Here is an 18,160-nt window from a genome sequence, read left to right as displayed (position 1 = left end):
ACCGTGCAACGCATGAACAAGCTGGACGAGCAATCCCAGATCCACCGATTCCGCAACAACGCCAAGGCCGTCGAGGTCGGCAACCCGGCGTGGCAGGCGGCGGCCGACAACGGGCTGCTGGACAACAGCGTCCGCTACGTCGGCGGCGACCTGCTGGAGCGCCAAAGCGACGGTCACCGCTTCATCAACATGATCTCCTGCTCCTACCTCGGATTGCATTCCCACCCATGGGTTTTGGAAGGCGCCCGCGCGGCGATCGACTCGGAGCAGACGTTCGCGCTGTCCGCCTCGCGGCTGCGCATCCGGTTCTCCATCATCGACGAGCTCGAGGCCGGGCTCTCGCAGTTGTGGCGCGCCCGCTGCGTTTCGGCCATCTCCACGGCGGTGGCCAGCTCCGCCGTGCTGCCGCTGATCTCCTCGGGACACCTGACCGACGACGGGGAGCCCCGCGTGATGGTGTTCGACAAGTTCAGCCACTTCTCGCTCAACTACATCAAGCCCATCTGCGCCGACGAAGCGCCCGTCTACACCAGCCCGCACAACGACCTCAACTACCTCGAGGACATGTGCAAAAGGCACAAGCGGGTCGCCTACGTCGCCGACGGCGCCTACTCGCTGGGCGGTGTCGCGCCGGTCAAGGAGCTGCTCGAGTTGCAGGACCGCTACGGCCTGTTCCTGTTCTTCGACGAGGCCCACTCGCTGTCGATGTACGGCGAACGCGGCGAAGGGATCGTGCGGTCCCTGATGCCCGACGAGCTCAACCCGCTGACCATCATCGTCGCCTCGCTGGGCAAGGCCTACGGCGCCAGCGGCGGGGTCATCATGCTGGGCCCCGAGAAACACCACGACATCCTGATGCGATTCGGCGGCCCGCTGGCGTGGTCCAAGCCGGCGAACGCGCCGACCATCGGCGCCTGCCTGGGTTCGCTGCGGGTGCACAATTCACCCGAGCTGGCCCGGCGCCAACGACAATTGCGCGCCAACGCCGCCCTTTTCGACAGCCTCATCGCCACCCCGCAGGCCGGCCTCGACACCCCGATCCGGCTGATCCAGACGGGCGAGGACGACAAGGCGATCGGCCTGTCCCGCCAACTCCTCGATCGCGGGTTCTACGCCTCGGCGGTCTTCTTCCCCGTCACCCCGCGGGGCGAGGCGGGGCTGCGGATCATGCTGCGTGCCGACAACGAGGCCGACGACATCCGCCGTCTGTGCGCGACGGTCGGCGAGCTGGTGGCGCCGGACCTGGTTGGTGTTCCGGCATGAGCGAGCGAAAAACGGTCCAGCCCTGCGTGTTTCGCACCATGCTGATGACGAGCGCGATCAATCCACGCCAGTACCCCACGGCGCTGCGCTCGGGCGCCGACGTGTGCACGCTGGATCTCGAAGACGCGGTGCCGCCCGCGCGGCGCGAACTGGCCCGCGGCCTGGCCGCTCGACTGCTCAAGGGGCCGTCGACCGGATGCGTCCGCGCGCTGCGGATCAACAGCCTGCGCACCGCCGACGGCCTGCGCGACGTTCTCGCTCTCGCGTACGGCGCCCTGGTGCCCGACGCGCTGCTGGTCCCGAAGGTCAACTGCGCGCACGATCTGCTGATCCTCGAGGACATGCTGGGTGACGCGGGCGCGGACATCGATTTCCTGGTGACCATCGAAACGGCGGCCGGCCTGGCCGCCGTCGAGGAGATCGCCACCGCAAGCCCGCGGGTGCGGGCGCTGGTCTTCGGCGCCGCGGACTTCGCGGCCGACCTCGGCATCTCGATGGACTGGGAGCCGTTGGCCTACGCGCGTTCTCGCATCGTGGCCGGTGCCGCCGTGGCCGGCATTCCGGCGATCGACGCACCGACCTTCGACCTCGGCAACGAGCTCGCGCTCAAGGTGGACGTGAACCGATCGCGCGAGCTCGGCTTCGGCGGCAAGGCCGCGGTCCACCCCCGGCAGGTGGCGGTGATCAACGACGGGTTCACGCCACTGCCCACCGAGGTGGAGCGGGCCCGTCGCGTCATCGGCAGGGCGGACGAACAGGCCGGGCAGATCGGGATCCTCGACGGGCAGATGGTCGGCCCGCCGATGGTGGCCGCGGCCCACCGCCTGCTGCGGCGGGCGGAGGCGCTCGACGCACGGAACAGCACGCGGGTTGCCGTGGCGGCCCGTCGGGTCCGCTGCTAGCGGATGGGGTTGGCAATGGACGAGATTCGTACCTACAAAAAGATCGGTGATCGGCGCTGGCGCGAGTCACCGGGCCTGCTGTTCGAGGACATCGAGGTCGGCGCGACCGTCGAGCATCGCCCGGGCCGCACGCTCACCGAGGCCGACAACGTGTGGATGTCGTTGCTGTCGCACAACTTACACCCGCTGCACATCGACAACGCGTACTGCGAAAACACCGAGTGGAAAAGGCCTTTGGTGTCCAGCCTGGTCACGTTGTCGATCGTCTCGGGGATGAGCGTGCCCAGCACCAGCGCCAAGGGCCTCGCCAACCTGGGGTGGGACAACATCCGCCTCGTCGCCCCGGTCTTCGTCGGCGACACCATCTACGCCGAGACCGAATATCTCGACAAGCGCCCCTCGGAATCGCGCCCCCACCAAGGCGTCGTCAGGTGCGCCACCCGCGGGGTCAAGTCCGACGGCACGGTGTTTCTGACCTGCGAGCGGGCGTTTTTGCTGCCGACCCGCGGGCACGATCTCGAAGACAGCGCCGCGTATTAAATGAGGAGGCACCGACATGCACGTCGTTCTGGTCGATAGCTACGCCACCATGGGAACCGAACTGGCGCAAGGCTTCCGAAGCCTGGGGTTCACCCCGCTGCGTGTGCAAAGCACCCCCGAGGTGCCGGTCGCGCTGCGCGGTCAACCGGATCGGTACCCCTACGACGTCGACATCGTGCACCGCGGCGACCTGTCCGAGACGCTGGCCAGGCTGTCGCCCTACCATCCCGTCGCGGTCGTCGCCGGCACCGAACCCGGCGTCGAGCTGGCCGACGCGCTGAGCGAGGCGCTGCACCCGATCACGGGCGCGCCCACCAACGGGACCGCACTGAGCGCCGCGCGACGCGACAAGTATCTGATGATCGAGCGGATCAAGGAGCAAGGCTTGCGGGGCGCGCGCCAGATCCTGGTGGCGGACGAGGACCAGCTCCGCAACTGGCACAAGGGCATTGGCGGCACGGTCGTCGTCAAGCCACTGCGCAGCGCCGGCAACGACGGCGTCGCCTGGTGCCGCACCCCGGAGGACTCCGTGCGGGCCTTCCGGCGCCTCGACGGCCGCGACAACGTGCTGGCGCATCCGAATGACGGTGTGGTGGCCCAAGAGTGCCTGGTGGGCGCGGAGTACATCGTCAACACCGTCAGTCGCGATGGCGCACACCACGTGTGCGACATCTGGGAGACGTACCGCATCGAGGCCAACGGCATTCCCGACCTGCTGATGGGCTGGCGGCTGCTGCCGGCGATCGGCGATCTGCAGGACGAGCTGGTCGCCTACGCCTTCGAGGTGCTCGACGCCCTCGGCATCCGGCACGGCCCGGCCCACCCCGAGATCAAGATGACGGCCGACGGGCCTTGCCTGGTGGAGGTGGGAGCGCGGATTGCGGGCGGCGGCCTGCCGGATGCCGCACGCCTGGCCACCGGGCGATCACAGGTTGACTGGACGGTGGACGCCTACGCGCGACCCGATCGGTTCGCCCGCCACTGTGGGGGGCCGTACCGCCTTGGCCAGCACGTCGCGCGGACCACGATGGTCGCCCCCCGCAGCGGCAGGCTGGTCTCCTATCGAGGGCTGGAGGCCATCAAGGGGCTGGACAGCTTTTACGACATGCGGGTGCGGGTGAATCCGGGCGAGCACCTGCCGCTCACCACCAACGACCTGACCTATCCGATCTGGATCACGTTGCTGCACGAGGTCGGCGAAGTGGTTGCCCGCGACCTCTGGACCGTGCGCTACCTCGATGGCGTGGATTTCTACGAGCTGGCCTAGAAAGGACCGACCATGTCGTTTTGTCATTCTCTGTCGTTTTGTCATTGCCACGCCGACACCGACTCGGAACGGACGGGTGACGGCAGCCTGATCGAGCTCTACCGCCGGATGCCCCCGACGGGCGAGCCCGAGCAGATCGACGCCGTCCTCGCGCCGCGCAGCTCGGTGCTGGAACTCGGCGCGGGCACCGGGCGGATCGCCGACCCGCTGGCGAGGCTCGGCCACCGGGTCACCGCCGTCGACGACTCCGAACGGATGCTCGCCGAGGTCCGGCACGCGCGGACGATCCGCGCCCGCATCGAAGAGCTGCGGCTGACGGAGAGGTTCGACGCGGTCCTGTTGCCCACCAACCTGATTCACTACCGGGGCGCCGATCTTCGACGGGCGGTGCTGGCGACCGTCGCATACCATCTCAAACCGACGGGCCGGGCGATCATTCAGTGGAAACCGCCGGCCTTCTGGGCCGCCCGGCCCGCGGGCTGGACGGAAAGCAAGAAGATCGGCAAGGCGACGGCACGCGTGACGATCCACCGCGATCTCGACCGGCTGGTCGAGGGCGAATACGCGTTGATGATCGGCGGATCGGACATGCGGCAGTGCTTTCACCTGGAGGTGCTGACGGCCGGGGACATCCGCCGCGAATTCGGCAACGCCGGCTTGCGGTTGCTCGACAGGGCGCCGGAGTCGACGGAATGGCTCCAGGCGGTGCGCGCGCGGGCTTGACCGATGCGATTGGTGGTTAAGGGCCTGAGCACCTAACCGTCATCAGCGCGGCGGGCGTAAGCCGTATCACTGGTAGGTATACCGATTCGACAAACATCAAGTATTCGGCAGCCGTTCCGGCTCGCTGACCATGAGCATGAGGCGCGTGCCGACCTCAATAAGGGTCTTCACGTCGAGGTGCCCGCTGCTCGGCTTCTAGTGCCAGTGCCGCCGCTAGTCGCGCATAGCTTCGTTCGAGCGACTGATTCAGGTTCCTCAGGCCCGGGATTCGAGGCGTACATGACACTGTCCATACGATGACGCACCCATTCGGCCGGTCCTCAACACGGATATCTCCTCGGTAGTCCTTCAGCGGCACATACCACGGAAACGCTGCGACGTAAGAATGATGATGTGGCCTCGTTCCGGCGACAATCCGGTCGCGTGTCACGCCGGTCACAAGCCGCATCCGCCTGACACCTCCCACTCCGGTGTCGGGCGCTCCCCGCACTTCCCACGACGCCGCCCCTACGCCTGGCATGAAGTCCGACCATCGGTCGACGTCCATGAGGACGTCGTAGACGGACGCAGCTGTCGCGGTCGACGGCTGCTCAACCCTGATCGACACCGAGGCCGGCATGACGCGGAAGTTACTACGGGCCGCCCTCGCGCAGCACGAACTTCCGAAAAGATGGACCGCCTGCCCGCCGAGCAGGCCTACGTGGGCGACGGTCGGAGGTCAACGAACCCCTGTCGTTTTACCGCCGGATCGACCTAGAGTCAGACGCGTGCCAGAACTCAATACCGCTCGCGGCGCCATCGATACCGCCGACCTCGGCGTGACGCTCATGCACGAGCACGTGTTCATCATGACCACCGAGATCGCCCTGAACTACCCCGAAGCCTGGGGCGACGAGGACCAGCGGGTGGCCGATGCGGTCAACCGGCTCAACGAGCTGAAGTCGCGCGGGGTGGACACCATCGTCGACCTCACGGTGATCGGGCTGGGCCGCTACATCCCGCGCATCGCACGCGTCGCGGCGGCCACCGAGCTGAATATCGTTGTGGCGACCGGTCTTTACACCTACAACGACGTGCCGTTCCGGTTCCACTACCTGGGGCCGGGCACGCAACTGGACGGCCCGGAGATCATGACCGACATGTTCGTCCGCGACATCGAGGAGGGCATCGCCGACACCGGCATCAAGGCCGGCATCCTCAAATGCGCCACCGACGAGCCCGGCGTGACCCCCGGCGTCGACCGGGTACTGCGCGCGGTCGCCCAGGCGCACAAGCGCACCGGTGTGCCGATCTCCACCCACACGCACGCGGGGACGCGGCGCGGGCTGGAGCAGCAGCGCATCTTCGCCGAGGAGGGCGTCGACCTGAGCCGGGTGGTGATCGGCCATTCCGGCGACAGCACCGACCTCGACTACCTGGAGGAACTGATCGGCAACGGCTCCTACATCGGGATGGACCGGTTCGGCATCGACGTGTACCTGCCGTTCGAGGACCGGGTGAACACGGTGGCGCGGATGTGCGAGCGCGGCCACGCCGACAAGATGGTGTTGTCGCACGACGCCAACTGCTACTTCGACGCGCTGCCCGAGGAGCTGCTGCCGGTGGCCGCGCCCAATTGGCATTACCTGCACATCCACGACGACGTGATCCCCGCGCTCAAGGAGCGCGGCGTCACCGACGAACAGCTGCACACCATGCTGGTGGACAACCCGCGCCGCATCTTCGAGCGGCAGGGCGCCTACTCGTGACCCAGCCGGTCCCGCCGATCGGCACGCAGATTTCGCAGGCCGCCCGGTTGGCTCCCGACGAGCCCGCGGTCACCTGCGACGGACGGACGATCACCCGCGGCGAACTCGACGCCTCGACCAACCGGTTGGCCCGCGCGTACGCCGAGCGCGGCGTCGGCGTCGGTGACTACGTGACCATGGTGCTGCCCAACTCGATCGAGTGGATCCAGGCCGCGGTGGCCTGCTGGAAGCTGGGCGCGGTGCCGCAACCGCTCTCGGCGCGGCTACCGGACGCCGAGCTGCAGGGCCTGCTCGAGTTGCGGCCGCCCGCGCTGCTGGTGGGCCGCGATAGCAGCGAAATACCCAGCGTACCAGCCGGTTTCGTCCCCGACCCAGCGCTGTCCGACGCCGAGCTGCCGGAGGCGGTTTCGCCGGTGTGGAAGGCGATGGGCTCGGGCGGCAGCACCGGGCGGCCCAAGCTCATCGAGTCCGGCGGGGACAGCCGGATTCCGGCCGCGGTCGGCTACCCGCTCGGCGCGCAGGAGGGCGACACCACCCTGGTGCCGATCCCGTTGTCCCACAACACCGGCTTCACCACGGCGACGATCGCCTTGCTGATGCGCCATCACCTGGTGCTGATGAGCCGCTTCGAGCCGCAAGGATTCCTGCGGCTGATCAGCGACCATCGGGTCACGTTCCTGACCACGGTGCCGACGATCATGCAGCGGGCGCTGCCGGTCTACCACGCCGACCCGGGCGCCTACGACCTGTCGTCGCTGCGGCGGTTCTGGCACATGGGGGCGCCGTGCCCACCGGCCGTCAAGCAGGCCTGGATCGACCTGCTGGGCCCGGAAGTCGTCTGGGAACTCTACGGCGGCACCGAATTACAGGCGCTCACGTTCATCAGCGGCGAGCAGTGGCTGACGCATCGCGGCTCGGTCGGCGTCGTGGTCGCCGGGGAGATGAAGGTGCTCGACGACGACGGCAACCCGTGCCCGCCCGGCGTCGTCGGCGAGATCTACATGCGTCCCGCCCCGGGCAGCGCGCCGACCTACCGCTACGTCGGCGTCACGCCGAAGTCCCGGGACGGCTGGGACTCGCTGGGCGATCTCGGCTACTTCGACGACGACGGGTTCCTGTACCTGTCGGACCGCCGGGTCGACATGTTCACCGTCGGGGGCCGCAACGTCTACCCCGCTGAGATCGAGAACGCGCTGTCGGCCCACCCGGAGGTGCTGTCCTGCCTCGTCGTCGGCGTGCCGCACGACGATCTGGGCCAGGTGCCGTACGCCCTGGTGCATGCGGCCGACGGGTCCGCGCTGGACGCCGATGGCGTGAAAGGCTTTCTGCGCGAACTCATCTCGTCGTACAAGGTGCCCGATGCGGTCGAGTTCGTCGGCGCTCCCCTGCGCGACGACGCCGGCAAGGCGCGCCGGTCGGCGGTGCGCGCCGAGATCATCGCGCGCCTGCACGCCGCCGAGCCGGCCTGACGGCTCCAAGAATCTTCCAAGCGCTGCGCCCCACCATGGGTCCGTCGATGACCGTTGTCCGGGAGAGGGGCTAATGCAGATCGAGCCGTTGAGCACGGAGCTGATCGAACGTTATCTGCGATCGCGTCAGCTGCGGTTTTTCCGCAGCAGTGACGGCGAAGAATTCATGCTGCTGCTGTCCAGCCACGAGCGCGGCAAGCTGCACGTGAACCTGCGGATCAACGGTCTGCGCCGCGACGTTTTGGAGATCTCGATCAGCCCAGCCGTGTATTACCTGGCGACCGAACGCCCGCGCCTGATGGAACTGGTGAACGACTGGAATCGTGACACCCACTGGCCCAAGGCGTTTGTGCGCGAGACCGCGCAGCCGGCCCGGCTGGCCATTGTCGCCGAGAACGCTTACCTGCTGACGGACGGCATCCACCTCGAGGCGCTGGGCAACTTCGTCCGATCCACCGTCGAGTACGGGACCGACCTGTTCGAGAAGATCGAGCGGGCCATCTGCCTGCCGTCCGCCGACGCGCTGGAACAGTGGATGGATCGCTGAGTCACGGCGCGATCGCGTCGGCCTCGGCGTCGGTGACCTCGGGAGTCGGCTCGTGGCGTTTTTCCCAGCGGCGCAGCGCTTCCCGGCACGGGGATTCGACCAGCCCGTAGCTGACGGCGGCGATCGCCCAACCGAAGATCAGCGTCAACGCCAGCACCGAGGGCATCCGGCCGGTGAACGGGAAAGTCCCGAGCACCGGGAACACCATCGCCAGCGCGGCCAGGTGCCAGATGAACAGGCCGTAGGACCAGCGGCCCAACGTCACCATGGCGGTGCTGCCCAGCAGCCGGTGCGGCGTGTCGACCCGGTCCAGCACCAACGGCGCCACCAACGCGAACGCCACCACGGAGCCGGCCGCCGTCTTCACCGCGAACTGCGCGGCGGTGCCGGGCACCAGGCCCTCGGGTCCGGCCAGCGGCGAGGCCGCCAGCAGGTAGGCCAGCAGCGCGACGACGGCCATCACGATCCGGTGCCGCGCGAACCGGTGCGGCAAACCGATTCCGCTGTGCACCCATTCCGCCAGCAGCATGCCCGCGGCGAACCAGGAGAAGAAGGCCGGCGGCCAGTTCAGCGGATTGGTGCCAGGATCGGAGTGGCCAAAAAATACCGGCACCCAGCCCCACGCCCAGCTCAGGGCCGCCAGCGCGGCTATCGCCGGCACCCGCGCGCCGACCGGGAGGCGGCGGGCCAGCAACGCCACGACGGGCAGCGCCAGGTAGAAGCTGACCTCGACGGAGAGGCTCCACATCTGCGTCAGGCCACCGGTCAGCGTGAGCGGCACATAGATCTGGGTGAGGGTCAGGTTGGCCAGCCACACCGTCGGGCTGGCGTGATCCGCGTCGGGCAGCAGGGTCAGGATCACCACGACCGCCACCAGATAGGCCGGCATGATGCGGACCGCCCGCGAACGCAAGTAGTGGCCGGTGCGTGGCCGCGGCCCCAAACCCCGCGCCGCCGCCGCGTGCGCGCGCCACAACAAGAATCCGGACAACGCGAAGAACACCGCCACGGCGAGGTCGAAGCGGCCGAACAGCCGGCCGGCGGCGCCGCTGGAGTGCCCCGTCTGGAAGGCGACGTGGGTGACGACGACACCCATGGCGGCGCACGCGCGCATCCCCTCCACGGCGGGAAGGAAGCTGCGGACTCCGCCCAGCTGTTGGTCGTCCGTCACGCACACAAGTGTGCCCGTCGGTTGTCGCCCGACGAATCGGGTACGTAAGCCGGGGCCTTAAATTCTGCTGTTAGGGTCGAACGGGTTTGCCACGCTGACCGGGGACCAGCTCGGACCACGATGATCCACTAGGAGGAGCAGCGCGCATGAACCGCGCAGTCATGTTGCGTTACGCCGCATGCGCGATCATCGGACTCGGGGCTGCCCTGCTGATCGCCGCGCTGCTGCTGTCGACATACACCAGCAGCAGGATCGCCAAGATCCCGCTGAACATCGACGCCACGTTGATCAGCGACGGCAACGGAACCGCGCTCGACTCAGCGTCGCTGTCCACAGACCACCTCGTCGTCAACCAGAACGTGCCGCTGGTGTCCCAGCAGCAGGTCAGCGTCGAATCCCCCGCCAACGCCGACGTCGTCACCCTGCAGGTCGGCACCTCGGTCCGGCGCACCGACAAGCAGAAGGACAGCGGCCTGTTGCTGGCCATCATCGACACGGTCACCCTCAACCGCAGGACCGCGCTGGCCGTCTCCGACGACACCCACCCCGGCGGCTCCGTGCAGAAGCCGCGCACCGTCAACGACGAGAGCCCGCCCACCGCGATGCCGCTCCGCCACGAGGGGCTGTCCTACCGGTTCCCGTTCCACACCGAGAAGAAGACGTATCCCTATTTCGATCCGATCGCGCAGAAGCCGTTCGACGTCAACTACGACAGCCAGGAAGACGTCAACGGGCTGACCACCTACAAGTTCACGCAGAACGTCGGCTACAACGCCGAGGGCAAACTGGTGGCTCCGGTGGCCTACCCGACGCTGTACGCCGACCAGACGACGGACTCCAAGTTCACCGCCCCGGCGTCGATGTGGGGCGTCCAGGGCGGCGATCCCAACGAGCAGATCACCATGACCCGCTTCTACGCGGCGCAGCGGACCTTCTGGGTGGACCCGGTGTCCGGGACCATCGTCAAGCAGACCGAGCGCGCCAACCACTACTTCGCGCGTGACCCGCTCAAGCCGGAGCTGACGCTGGCCGATTACAAGGTCACCTCGAACGAGGACACCATCGAAGGCCAGGTCAACGCCGCGCGCGACGAGCGGGACCGGCTGGCGCTGTGGTCGCGGGTGCTGCCCATCACGTTCACCGCGGTCGGCCTGATCGCGCTGATCGGCGGCGGAGTGCTCGCCTCCTTCAGCCTGCGGACCGAGAGCGCGCTGACCGACCCCGGCCTGGACCGGTCCGACGAGGAAGTGTTCGGCCGCGGCGGTCCGGAAGAGCCCGTGCCCGGCGCCGAAGCCGAGACCGAGAAGCTGCCCACCCAGCGCCCCGCCGAGAATCCGGGCCCGCCCGCGGCGGACGCACCGACGCCGGCCTCGGACGAGCCGCCCGAGCCGGGGCCCCCGGACGCGGGACCGCCGGAGTCACCGGGTCCCCCCGAACGGGCCTAGTTCCCCGACGTGCGCTGGACCCGGCCGGGGTATGCGCTGTTGCCGGCGCTCCTGGTGGCCGCGCCGATCCTGGCGCCGGGATACCTGCTGTTGCGCGACGCGGTGTCGACGCCCCGGTCCTACATTTCCGACACCGCCCTGGGCTTGACGGCGGCGCCGCGGGCGACGCCACAGGATTTCGCGGTGGCGCTGGCCTCGCATCTGGTCGATGGCGGCGTCGTGGTCAAAGCGCTGCTGGTGGCGGGCCTGTGGCTGGCAGGGTGGGGCGCGGCGCGGCTGGTCGCGACCGCGCTGCCCGAGGCGGGGGCGCCGGGCGAGTTCGTCGCCAGCACGCTGGCGATCTGGAATCCCTATGTCGCCGAACGCCTTCTGCAGGGCCACTGGAGCCTGCTGGCCGCGTACGGCTGCCTGCCGTGGGTGGCGGCGACGATGCTTCGGCTGCGGGCGGCTGGCGGCTGGTCTGCCTGGTTCGGCCTGGTGTTCTGGGTGGCGCTGGCCGGGCTGACGCCGACGGGCCTGTTGCTGGCCGCGGTGGTGGCGCTGGTCTGCGTGGCGTGCCCCGGGGCGGGGCACCCGCGCTGGCTGTGCGCTGCGGGGGCCTCCGGCGCCGCGCTGGTGGCGGCGGCGCCCTGGCTGACGGCGGCCGCGCTCGGCTCGTCGTTGAAGGCGCACACCGCGGCGAACGCGCTCGGGGTCAACGCGTTCGCGCCGCGGGCCGAACCCGGCCTGGGCACGCTGGGCAGCCTGGCCAGCCTCGGCGGCATCTGGAACGGCGAGGCCGTACCGGCCTCGCGGACAACGCTTTTCGCGCTGTCGTCCGCCGTGGTGCTGCTGGCGGTGGTGGCGGCCGGGTTACCGGTGGTGGCGCGTCGGCGCTCGGTGGTGCCGTTGCTGGCGCTGGCGGCGGTGTCCGTGCTGGCGCCGGCCGTGTTGGCGACGGGCCCGGGTCTGCACGCCTTGCGGGTGCTGGTGGACGCCGCACCCGCGTTCGGGGTGCTGCGCGACGGGCAGAAGTTTGTGGCGCTGGCGGTGCCGGGATACGCGCTGGCGGGCGCGGGCGCCGTAATGACGCTGCGCCGGTGGTTGCGGCCGTCGGTGGCGGCGCTGGTCTGCTGCCTGGCGCTGATCCTGGCGCTGCCGGACCTGGCCTGGGGCGCGTGGGGCCGCGTCGCGCCGGTGCGCTACCCGCCGGGGTGGGCCGCGGTGGCGGCGGCGATCAACCGCGATCCCGCGACGGTGGCGGTGCTGCCCGCGGGCACCATGCGGCGCTTTTCGTGGTCCGGGCCGGCGCCGGTGCTCGATCCGCTGCCCCGCTGGCTGCGCGCCGACGTGCTGAGCACCGGCGACCTGGCCATCTCGGGGGTCGTCATTCACGGGGAGGGCGATCGCGCCCGGGCCGTGCAGGATCTGCTGCTTTCCGGGCCCGACCCGGCCGCGTTGGCGCCGGCGGGCATCGGGTGGCTGGTCGTCGAATCGGACAGCGCCGGTGACATGGGCGCCGCGCCGCGCACGCTGGACGCGCTCACGCCGGTCTACCGCGACGACAAGTTCGCCCTGTATCGGATCGGCGGCCACACCGCCGGGGTTCCGGCCGGGCGGCGGACCGCGACGCTGGTCGCACACCTGGCGTGGCTGGCGATGCTTTCCGTCGGGGCGGTGGGCGCGGCGCTCTGCTGGTTCAGACGACGCCGCTGACGTACTCGCCGGCCTGAACGGCTTGCAGCACGCCGGCGATCGCGTCGGCACTTTGTGTCCAGGAGAACTCGCCGCTGCGCGCCTGCGCCTTGGCGCCGAGTTGGTCGCGCAGCACGGGGTCGCAGAGCAGCCGTTCCAGGCGGTCCACCAGCTCGTCGTGGCCGTCGACCAGGATTCCGGTCACCCCGTCGACGATCGAGTCCGACAGCCCGCCCGAGGAGCGGTAGCCGACGGTGGGCACCGCGTGCTGCGCCGCCTCGACGACCGCCAGGCCCCACCCCTCCTTGCGCGACGGCAGCACGTGCACCCAAGAGCTTTGCAGGACATGGTGTTTGGTCACGTCATCGACATGGCCGTGGAACGTCACCGCATCGGACATGCCGAGGCGCCGGACGTGGTCGACCAGCCGCCGCCGCCACCAGCCGTCGCCGACGATGTCGAGGTGCAGGCCCGGTATGCGGGGCCGCAGCGCCGCGACCGCTTCGAGCGCGTCTTCGATCCGCTTGTGCGGCACCAGCCGCGACAGCACGACCACCCTCGGTGCGGCCGAGCGCGGGCCGGACAGCGTTTGCGCCGGGGCCTCGTCGAGGCCGTTGCGCACCACCGCGATCTGCTCGTTGTTCACGCCGAGCGCGACGAGGTCGCGGGCCGACGGCAGCGACACCGTCACGTACTGATTGCGCCGGTTCAGCCGCGGCGACAGCGTCGACTCGACAAACCAGCCGATCCGGCCGAGCACCGGACCGGCCACCGGCCACTGCTCGCGGTGGCAGTGGTGCACCAGCACCACCACCCGACGGCCGTACACCAGCCGAGCGAGGAAGGGCAGGCCGTTCTGCGTGTCGACGACCGCGTCGGGCCGCACGCGCCGCAGCGGGCCGAGACCGATGCGCGCCGCGGCCATCGCCAGCAGCGCCCACACGTACACCGAGTAGCGGCCGCCGGCCCGGTCGATGCGCACCCCGTCGACCACTTCGCGGCGCGGCGCTCCGGGATAGCGGGCGGTGCGCAGCGTGACGGCGATCCCGGACGCGGCCAGCTGCGCGCCGATGCGCTGCAAATAAGCTTCGCTGCCGCCGCCCTGCGGGTGCCCGGTGTCGCGCCAGCACAGCAACAGGACCGAACGAAGAGCAGACATTAACGGCCAGCCTAGCGGTGTGACGATGCGCGCCTCCGACAGCGGCGCGAGGAGGAGGCGGGCAATCGAGCCTCGCGGGCGGCTTGCGGTAGCCGGCCGTGGTACCGATTCCGGTCACATCCGCCACCCTGGCCTCTGCCGGCGGGGCACCCGTTGTGCCCGCCTCACAGCGACAACCGGGGAGGAGGCCCGGCGGTCGCACAGTCGCTATGAGGCGGGCACGTTGGATGCCGCCCAGCGCGGCGGATGTGACGCCAGTAGTCGGAAGCCGCTGCGCGAGACCGGCCCCCAGCAAAATTGCCGCTTTCCAGTCGGGTCCACTGGTGGGATCGTTTCCACATGAGCATCAGCGATGAGTCGGCTGCGTCACGCAGGTTTGTGGCCAATCCCCCATTCTGGGGCTCGAAGATGGCCTCCATCACGACGCCCGCGTGGCAAAGCAATCCCGTCCGTTCCTACCTGATCATGGTGGTCGGGATCATCGCGTTCTGCGCCGTCCTCGGCGGCCTGTACATGGGCGCGCAGGCGTGGGCCATGCAGGGGCCGGGCGGGTCCCGCGACCTCGCGCGGCTCATGGACGTGGTCGTCCGTTACGGCTTTGTGGCCCTGCTCATCGGCGGCGTCGGCGGCTGGTACTGGTGGTCGCAACGGTCGGGCCACGGAAAGATCTTCATCGACGTCACGCGCGATGCCCTGACGGTCAGCAAGCGGCCGGGCGACGTCTATCCGTTCGCCGGTGCGCAACTGGGCGTGTGGGGGATATCGGGCGGCATGACGATGGGCACGACGCTGCATCTGCACTGCGGGGGACGGCGTTTCATCCTCGGCGGGCGGGATTACCGCGTCGCCGCCGGAACGCGGCTCGAAGCGCCCGACGCCGGCTACGGCCTGCCGCTGGACGTCGACGCCTGGGTGTCGGCCTCGGACTTCGGTGAGATCCTCGCCCTCTCCGGGCACCAGGCCGCTCAGGCGGGTGCGAGCTCAGCGGCGGGACCGGTTCGTTGCCTGCTCTTCCCCAGCCCCCTGGCGATCCAGCAGATGGGGGCGTTCGCGGTCCGGCGAAAACAACAACTCCTGAACTCGGCCAACCACCCTCGCCTGGCCATCGACGTGGACGCCGACGCGATCCGGGTGGTCGACCCGAACACCAACGCGCTGCACGCGTCCGTGCAGATGGCGCAGGTGACCGCGACGCCGGAAACTTACCAATTCCGATACGGCGGTCTCGGGTTCGGATCGCCCGACCAGATAGTGGGCCGAATGTTCGAGCGGGGCATGGCCTCCTCGCTGTCCACGACGCCCGTCCTCGTCCTCGGCGTCCCCGGCGCGCCGCCGCTGACCATCGGCTGTCGCGACACCATCGGGGGCCTGGACATGCGGTTTTCGTGGCCGCGCGACGTGCGGCAGCGCGTGAATGAACCCCCCGAGTTTTCCGTCTCGGGCGGGGATTTCCTGCTGCTCGTCGAGAAATTCGGCTTGGCCCCGTATCTGCAACGGCACGACCAGCAGGTCTAGCCGACCCCGGCCGTAGGGTTGGCCGGTGGCCGTCACCGACCTCTTTGCGCGGCGGGCAACCCTGTCCCGCTCGCTGCGCTTGCTGGCCGAGTTTCGCCACGAGCGGTCCGACCCGGCCCGGTTCTATCGTGCTTTGGCGGCCGACACCGCGGGCATGGTCACCGACCTCTGGCGCGGCATCCATGGCGAGCTCCCGGTCGGCCGCACGCTGCTCGACGTCGGCGGCGGCCCGGGATATTTCGCGGCGGCGTTCGCCGACGCCGGTGTCCGCTACATCGGCGTCGAACCCGACCCGCGCGAGATGCACGCGGCCGGGCCGGCTTTGGCACCCGGGCCGGGCGACTTCGTCCGCGCCTCGGGCATGGCGCTGCCCTTCGCCGACGCTTCGGTCGACATCTGCCTGTCCTCCAACGTCGCCGAACACGTGCCGCGGCCCTGGCAGCTGGGCGCCGAGATGCTGCGGGTGACCAAGCCCGGCGGGCTGGCCGTGCTGTCGTACACGGTGTGGCTGGGGCCGTTCGGCGGCCACGAGACGGGCCTGTGGCACTACCTCGGCGGCGCGCGTGCCGCCGCGCGGTACGCCCGCAAACACGGTCATCCGGCCAAGAACAACTACGGGTCGTCGTTGTTCGCGGTGTCGGCGGCCGACGGCCTGAGCTGGGCCGCCAGCACCGGCGCCGCGGTGGCCGCATTTCCGCGCTACCACCCGCGATGGGCCTGGCGACTGACGTCGGTGCCGGTGCTGCGCGAGTTCCTGGTCAGCAATCTCGTGCTAGTGCTCCAACCCCACTAATGAAACATGTTCTCGTTTTGCGTCGGCTTGGGTAGGGTGGCGCCATGCCCGCTGCGACGATGCAGAGCGGAGCGATGAGGAGGAGCGGCGGAACATGCCTGACGTGAAGACCGAATACGACAAACTTTTCATCGGCGGCAAGTGGACGGAGCCGTCGACCTCGGAAGTCATCGAGGTGCACTGTCCGGCCACCGGTGAGTACGTCGGGAAGGTGCCGCTCGCGGCGGCGGCCGACGTCGACGCGGCGGTCGCCGCGGCCCGTGCCGCCTTCGACAACGGTCCCTGGCCGACGACGCCCCCGAAGGAGCGCGCGGCCGTCATCGCCAAGGCGAACCAGCTGCTCGAAGAGCGCAAGGACCAGTTCGCCAAGCTGCTCGCCGCCGAGACGGGCCAGCCGCCGATGACCGTCGAGACGATGCACTGGATGGGCTCGATGGGCGCGATGCAATTCTTCGCCGGTCCCGCCGTCGACCAGGTCAAGTGGCGCGAGATCCGCAACGGCGCCTATGGCCAGACGATCGTGCACCGCGAACCCATCGGCGTGGTGGGCGCGATCGTGGCGTGGAACGTGCCGCTGTTCCTGGCGGTCAACAAGCTCGGCCCGGCGCTGCTGGCCGGCTGCACGGTGGTGCTCAAGCCCGCCGCCGAAACACCTTTGACCGCAAACGCTTTGGCGGAGGTCTTCGCCGACGCCGGCCTGCCCGAGGGCGTGCTGTCGGTGGTGCCCGGCGGCATCGAGACCGGGCAGGCGCTGACCTCCAACCGAGACGTCGACCTGTTCACCTTCACCGGCAGCTCGGGCGTCGGCAAGGAGATCGGCCGGCGCGCCGCGGAGATGCTCAAGCCTTGCACGCTGGAGCTCGGCGGGAAATCGGCGGCCATCGTCCTCGAGGACGTCGACCTTGCCGCCGCGGTGCCGATGATGGTGTTCTCCGGGATCATGAACACCGGGCAGGCCTGCGTGGGTCAGACCCGCATCCTCGCGCCGCGCTCGCGCTACGACGAAATCGTGGATGCGGTAAGCACTTTCGTGCAGGCGCTGCCAGTGGGCCCGCCGTCGGACCCGGGCGCCCAGATCGGGTCGCTGATCTCGGAGAAGCAGCGCGCCCGGGTCGAGGGCTACATCGCCAAGGGCATCGAGGAGGGCGCCCGGCTGGTGTGCGGCGGCGGCCGCCCCGAGGGCCTGGACAACGGATTCTTTGTGCAGCCAACGGTTTTCGCGGACGTCGACAACAAGATGACGATCGCCCAGGAGGAGATCTTCGGACCGGTCTTGTGCATCATCCCCTACGACACCGAAGAGGACGCGATCAAGATCGCCAACGACTCGGAGTACGGCCTGGCCGGCAGCGTGTGGACCACCAACGTGCCGCGGGGCATCGAGATTTCGGAGAAGATCCGCACCGGCACCTACGCGATCAACTGGTATGCCTTCGATCCGTGCTGCCCATTCGGCGGCTACAAGAACTCCGGCATCGGCCGCGAGAACGGGCCGGAGGGCGTCGAGCACTTCACCCAGCAGAAGAGCGTGCTGATGCCGATGGGCTACACCGTCGACAGCTAGCGCACTACTCGTCCGAGGGCCGTAGCAATTGGCCGTCAGCGATGATCGCCTGGGTCGCGTTGCGCCATCGCTGCACCTGGGATCGGCTCGTGATTGCTTCGGGCAGGTGCCGGTTCAGTTGGGCGCGCAGAAGGAACATGCCCAGCACCAGAACCAGAGGGTTGAGCGTCATCCAGACCGGGTCGAGCCCGGGCTTGGTCAGCCCCTGTTCTCGAAGCTGGTCCCAGTGCCCGCCGGCGACCGTGACCAGGGTGTCGAACACACGCGTCCCCGTCGGCGTGGCGTCGACGAGGGACCGACACAGGTAGTCGACGAGGTCGGCGTGGCCGGTGAGCAGCGAGACCACCCGGTCCGCGATGTCGGCGACGGGATCGTCGGCG

The 18,160-nt window shown here is 69.3% G+C and carries 15 protein-coding genes and 1 pseudogene; 13 read left to right on the top strand and 3 right to left on the bottom strand.

Going from position 1 to position 18,160, the window contains the following annotated elements:
- The first annotated feature begins 12 nt into the window (after positions 1-12).
- From N415_RS27265 to N415_RS27230, 8 genes are all read left to right on the top strand, one after another.
- Positions 13-1,263 (top strand): aminotransferase class I/II-fold pyridoxal phosphate-dependent enzyme, encoded by a 1,251-nt coding sequence (locus N415_RS27265; RefSeq protein ID WP_068188478.1) that lies wholly within the window; start codon positions 13-15, stop codon positions 1,261-1,263.
- Complete coding sequence (locus N415_RS27260; protein WP_081665554.1) at positions 1,260-2,165, top strand: CoA ester lyase; 906 nt, start codon at positions 1,260-1,262, stop codon at positions 2,163-2,165. Before N415_RS27265 ends, N415_RS27260 begins: the two co-directional genes overlap by 4 nt.
- A 15-nt stretch (positions 2,166-2,180) precedes the next feature.
- The gene (locus tag N415_RS27255) at positions 2,181-2,705 is read left to right on the top strand and encodes a MaoC/PaaZ C-terminal domain-containing protein (protein ID WP_068188459.1); all 525 of its coding nucleotides are present in this window, start codon (positions 2,181-2,183) and stop codon (positions 2,703-2,705) included.
- A 16-nt stretch (positions 2,706-2,721) separates the two neighbouring features.
- On the top strand, positions 2,722-3,972 hold the full coding sequence (locus N415_RS27250) for an ATP-grasp domain-containing protein (protein ID WP_068188456.1): 1,251 nt from the start codon (positions 2,722-2,724) through the stop codon (positions 3,970-3,972).
- A 12-nt stretch (positions 3,973-3,984) separates the two neighbouring features.
- A complete protein-coding gene (locus tag N415_RS27245) occupies positions 3,985-4,695 on the top strand; it encodes a class I SAM-dependent methyltransferase (protein WP_068188453.1) in 711 nt (236 codons plus the stop codon).
- A 767-nt stretch (positions 4,696-5,462) separates the two neighbouring features.
- Positions 5,463-6,443, top strand: coding sequence for a phosphotriesterase (locus tag N415_RS27240; protein ID WP_068188448.1), 981 nt, complete (start codon positions 5,463-5,465; stop codon positions 6,441-6,443).
- Positions 6,440-7,912 (top strand): AMP-binding protein, encoded by a 1,473-nt coding sequence (locus N415_RS27235; RefSeq protein ID WP_068188446.1) that lies wholly within the window; start codon positions 6,440-6,442, stop codon positions 7,910-7,912. Before N415_RS27240 ends, N415_RS27235 begins: the two co-directional genes overlap by 4 nt.
- A 73-nt stretch (positions 7,913-7,985) precedes the next feature.
- Complete coding sequence (locus N415_RS27230; protein WP_068188444.1) at positions 7,986-8,459, top strand: YbjN domain-containing protein; 474 nt, start codon at positions 7,986-7,988, stop codon at positions 8,457-8,459.
- 1 nt (position 8,460) lies between these two features.
- Here the strand turns inward: N415_RS27230 and N415_RS27225 are convergent, their stop codons facing one another.
- Positions 8,461-9,636, bottom strand: a complete 1,176-nt coding sequence (locus N415_RS27225) for an acyltransferase (protein ID WP_068188441.1) — start codon at positions 9,634-9,636, stop codon at positions 8,461-8,463.
- A 140-nt stretch (positions 9,637-9,776) separates the two neighbouring features.
- On the opposite strand from N415_RS27225, the gene N415_RS27220 reads away from it, so the two are divergent.
- Positions 9,777-11,075: a DUF3068 domain-containing protein gene (locus N415_RS27220; protein WP_068188437.1), complete on the top strand. Its 1,299-nt coding sequence runs from the start codon at positions 9,777-9,779 to the stop codon at positions 11,073-11,075.
- Between the two features lie 9 nt (positions 11,076-11,084).
- Positions 11,085-12,770, top strand: a complete 1,686-nt coding sequence (locus tag N415_RS27215; RefSeq protein ID WP_068188434.1) for a hypothetical protein — start codon at positions 11,085-11,087, stop codon at positions 12,768-12,770.
- On the opposite strand, the gene N415_RS27210 is transcribed toward N415_RS27215, so the two are convergent.
- Positions 12,754-13,908 (bottom strand): glycosyltransferase family 4 protein, encoded by a 1,155-nt coding sequence (locus N415_RS27210; protein WP_068188428.1) that lies wholly within the window; start codon positions 13,906-13,908, stop codon positions 12,754-12,756. The two genes, N415_RS27215 and N415_RS27210, sit on opposite strands and share 17 nt — an antisense overlap.
- Positions 13,909-14,247: 339 nt before the next feature.
- On the opposite strand from N415_RS27210, the gene N415_RS27205 reads away from it, so the two are divergent.
- From N415_RS27205 to N415_RS27195, 3 genes are all read left to right on the top strand, one after another.
- A complete protein-coding gene (locus tag N415_RS27205) occupies positions 14,248-15,423 on the top strand; it encodes a hypothetical protein (protein WP_068188425.1) in 1,176 nt (391 codons plus the stop codon).
- A gap of 25 nt (positions 15,424-15,448) precedes the next feature.
- A complete protein-coding gene (locus N415_RS27200; RefSeq protein WP_068188422.1) occupies positions 15,449-16,216 on the top strand; it encodes a class I SAM-dependent methyltransferase in 768 nt (255 codons plus the stop codon).
- Between the two features lie 94 nt (positions 16,217-16,310).
- Positions 16,311-17,780, top strand: coding sequence for an aldehyde dehydrogenase (locus tag N415_RS27195; protein ID WP_068188420.1), 1,470 nt, complete (start codon positions 16,311-16,313; stop codon positions 17,778-17,780).
- Positions 17,781-17,784: 4 nt separating this feature from the next.
- On the opposite strand, the pseudogene N415_RS32050 reads toward N415_RS27195, so the two are convergent.
- Positions 17,785-18,160 (bottom strand): annotated as a pseudogene (locus N415_RS32050) (TetR/AcrR family transcriptional regulator); the annotation flags it as partial.

This window comes from Mycobacterium sp. UM_CSW, from assembly GCF_000455205.1.
In the GTDB taxonomy this organism is placed as follows: domain Bacteria; phylum Actinomycetota; class Actinomycetes; order Mycobacteriales; family Mycobacteriaceae; genus Mycobacterium.
This window is presented reverse-complemented; position numbering and strand designations above follow the sequence as displayed.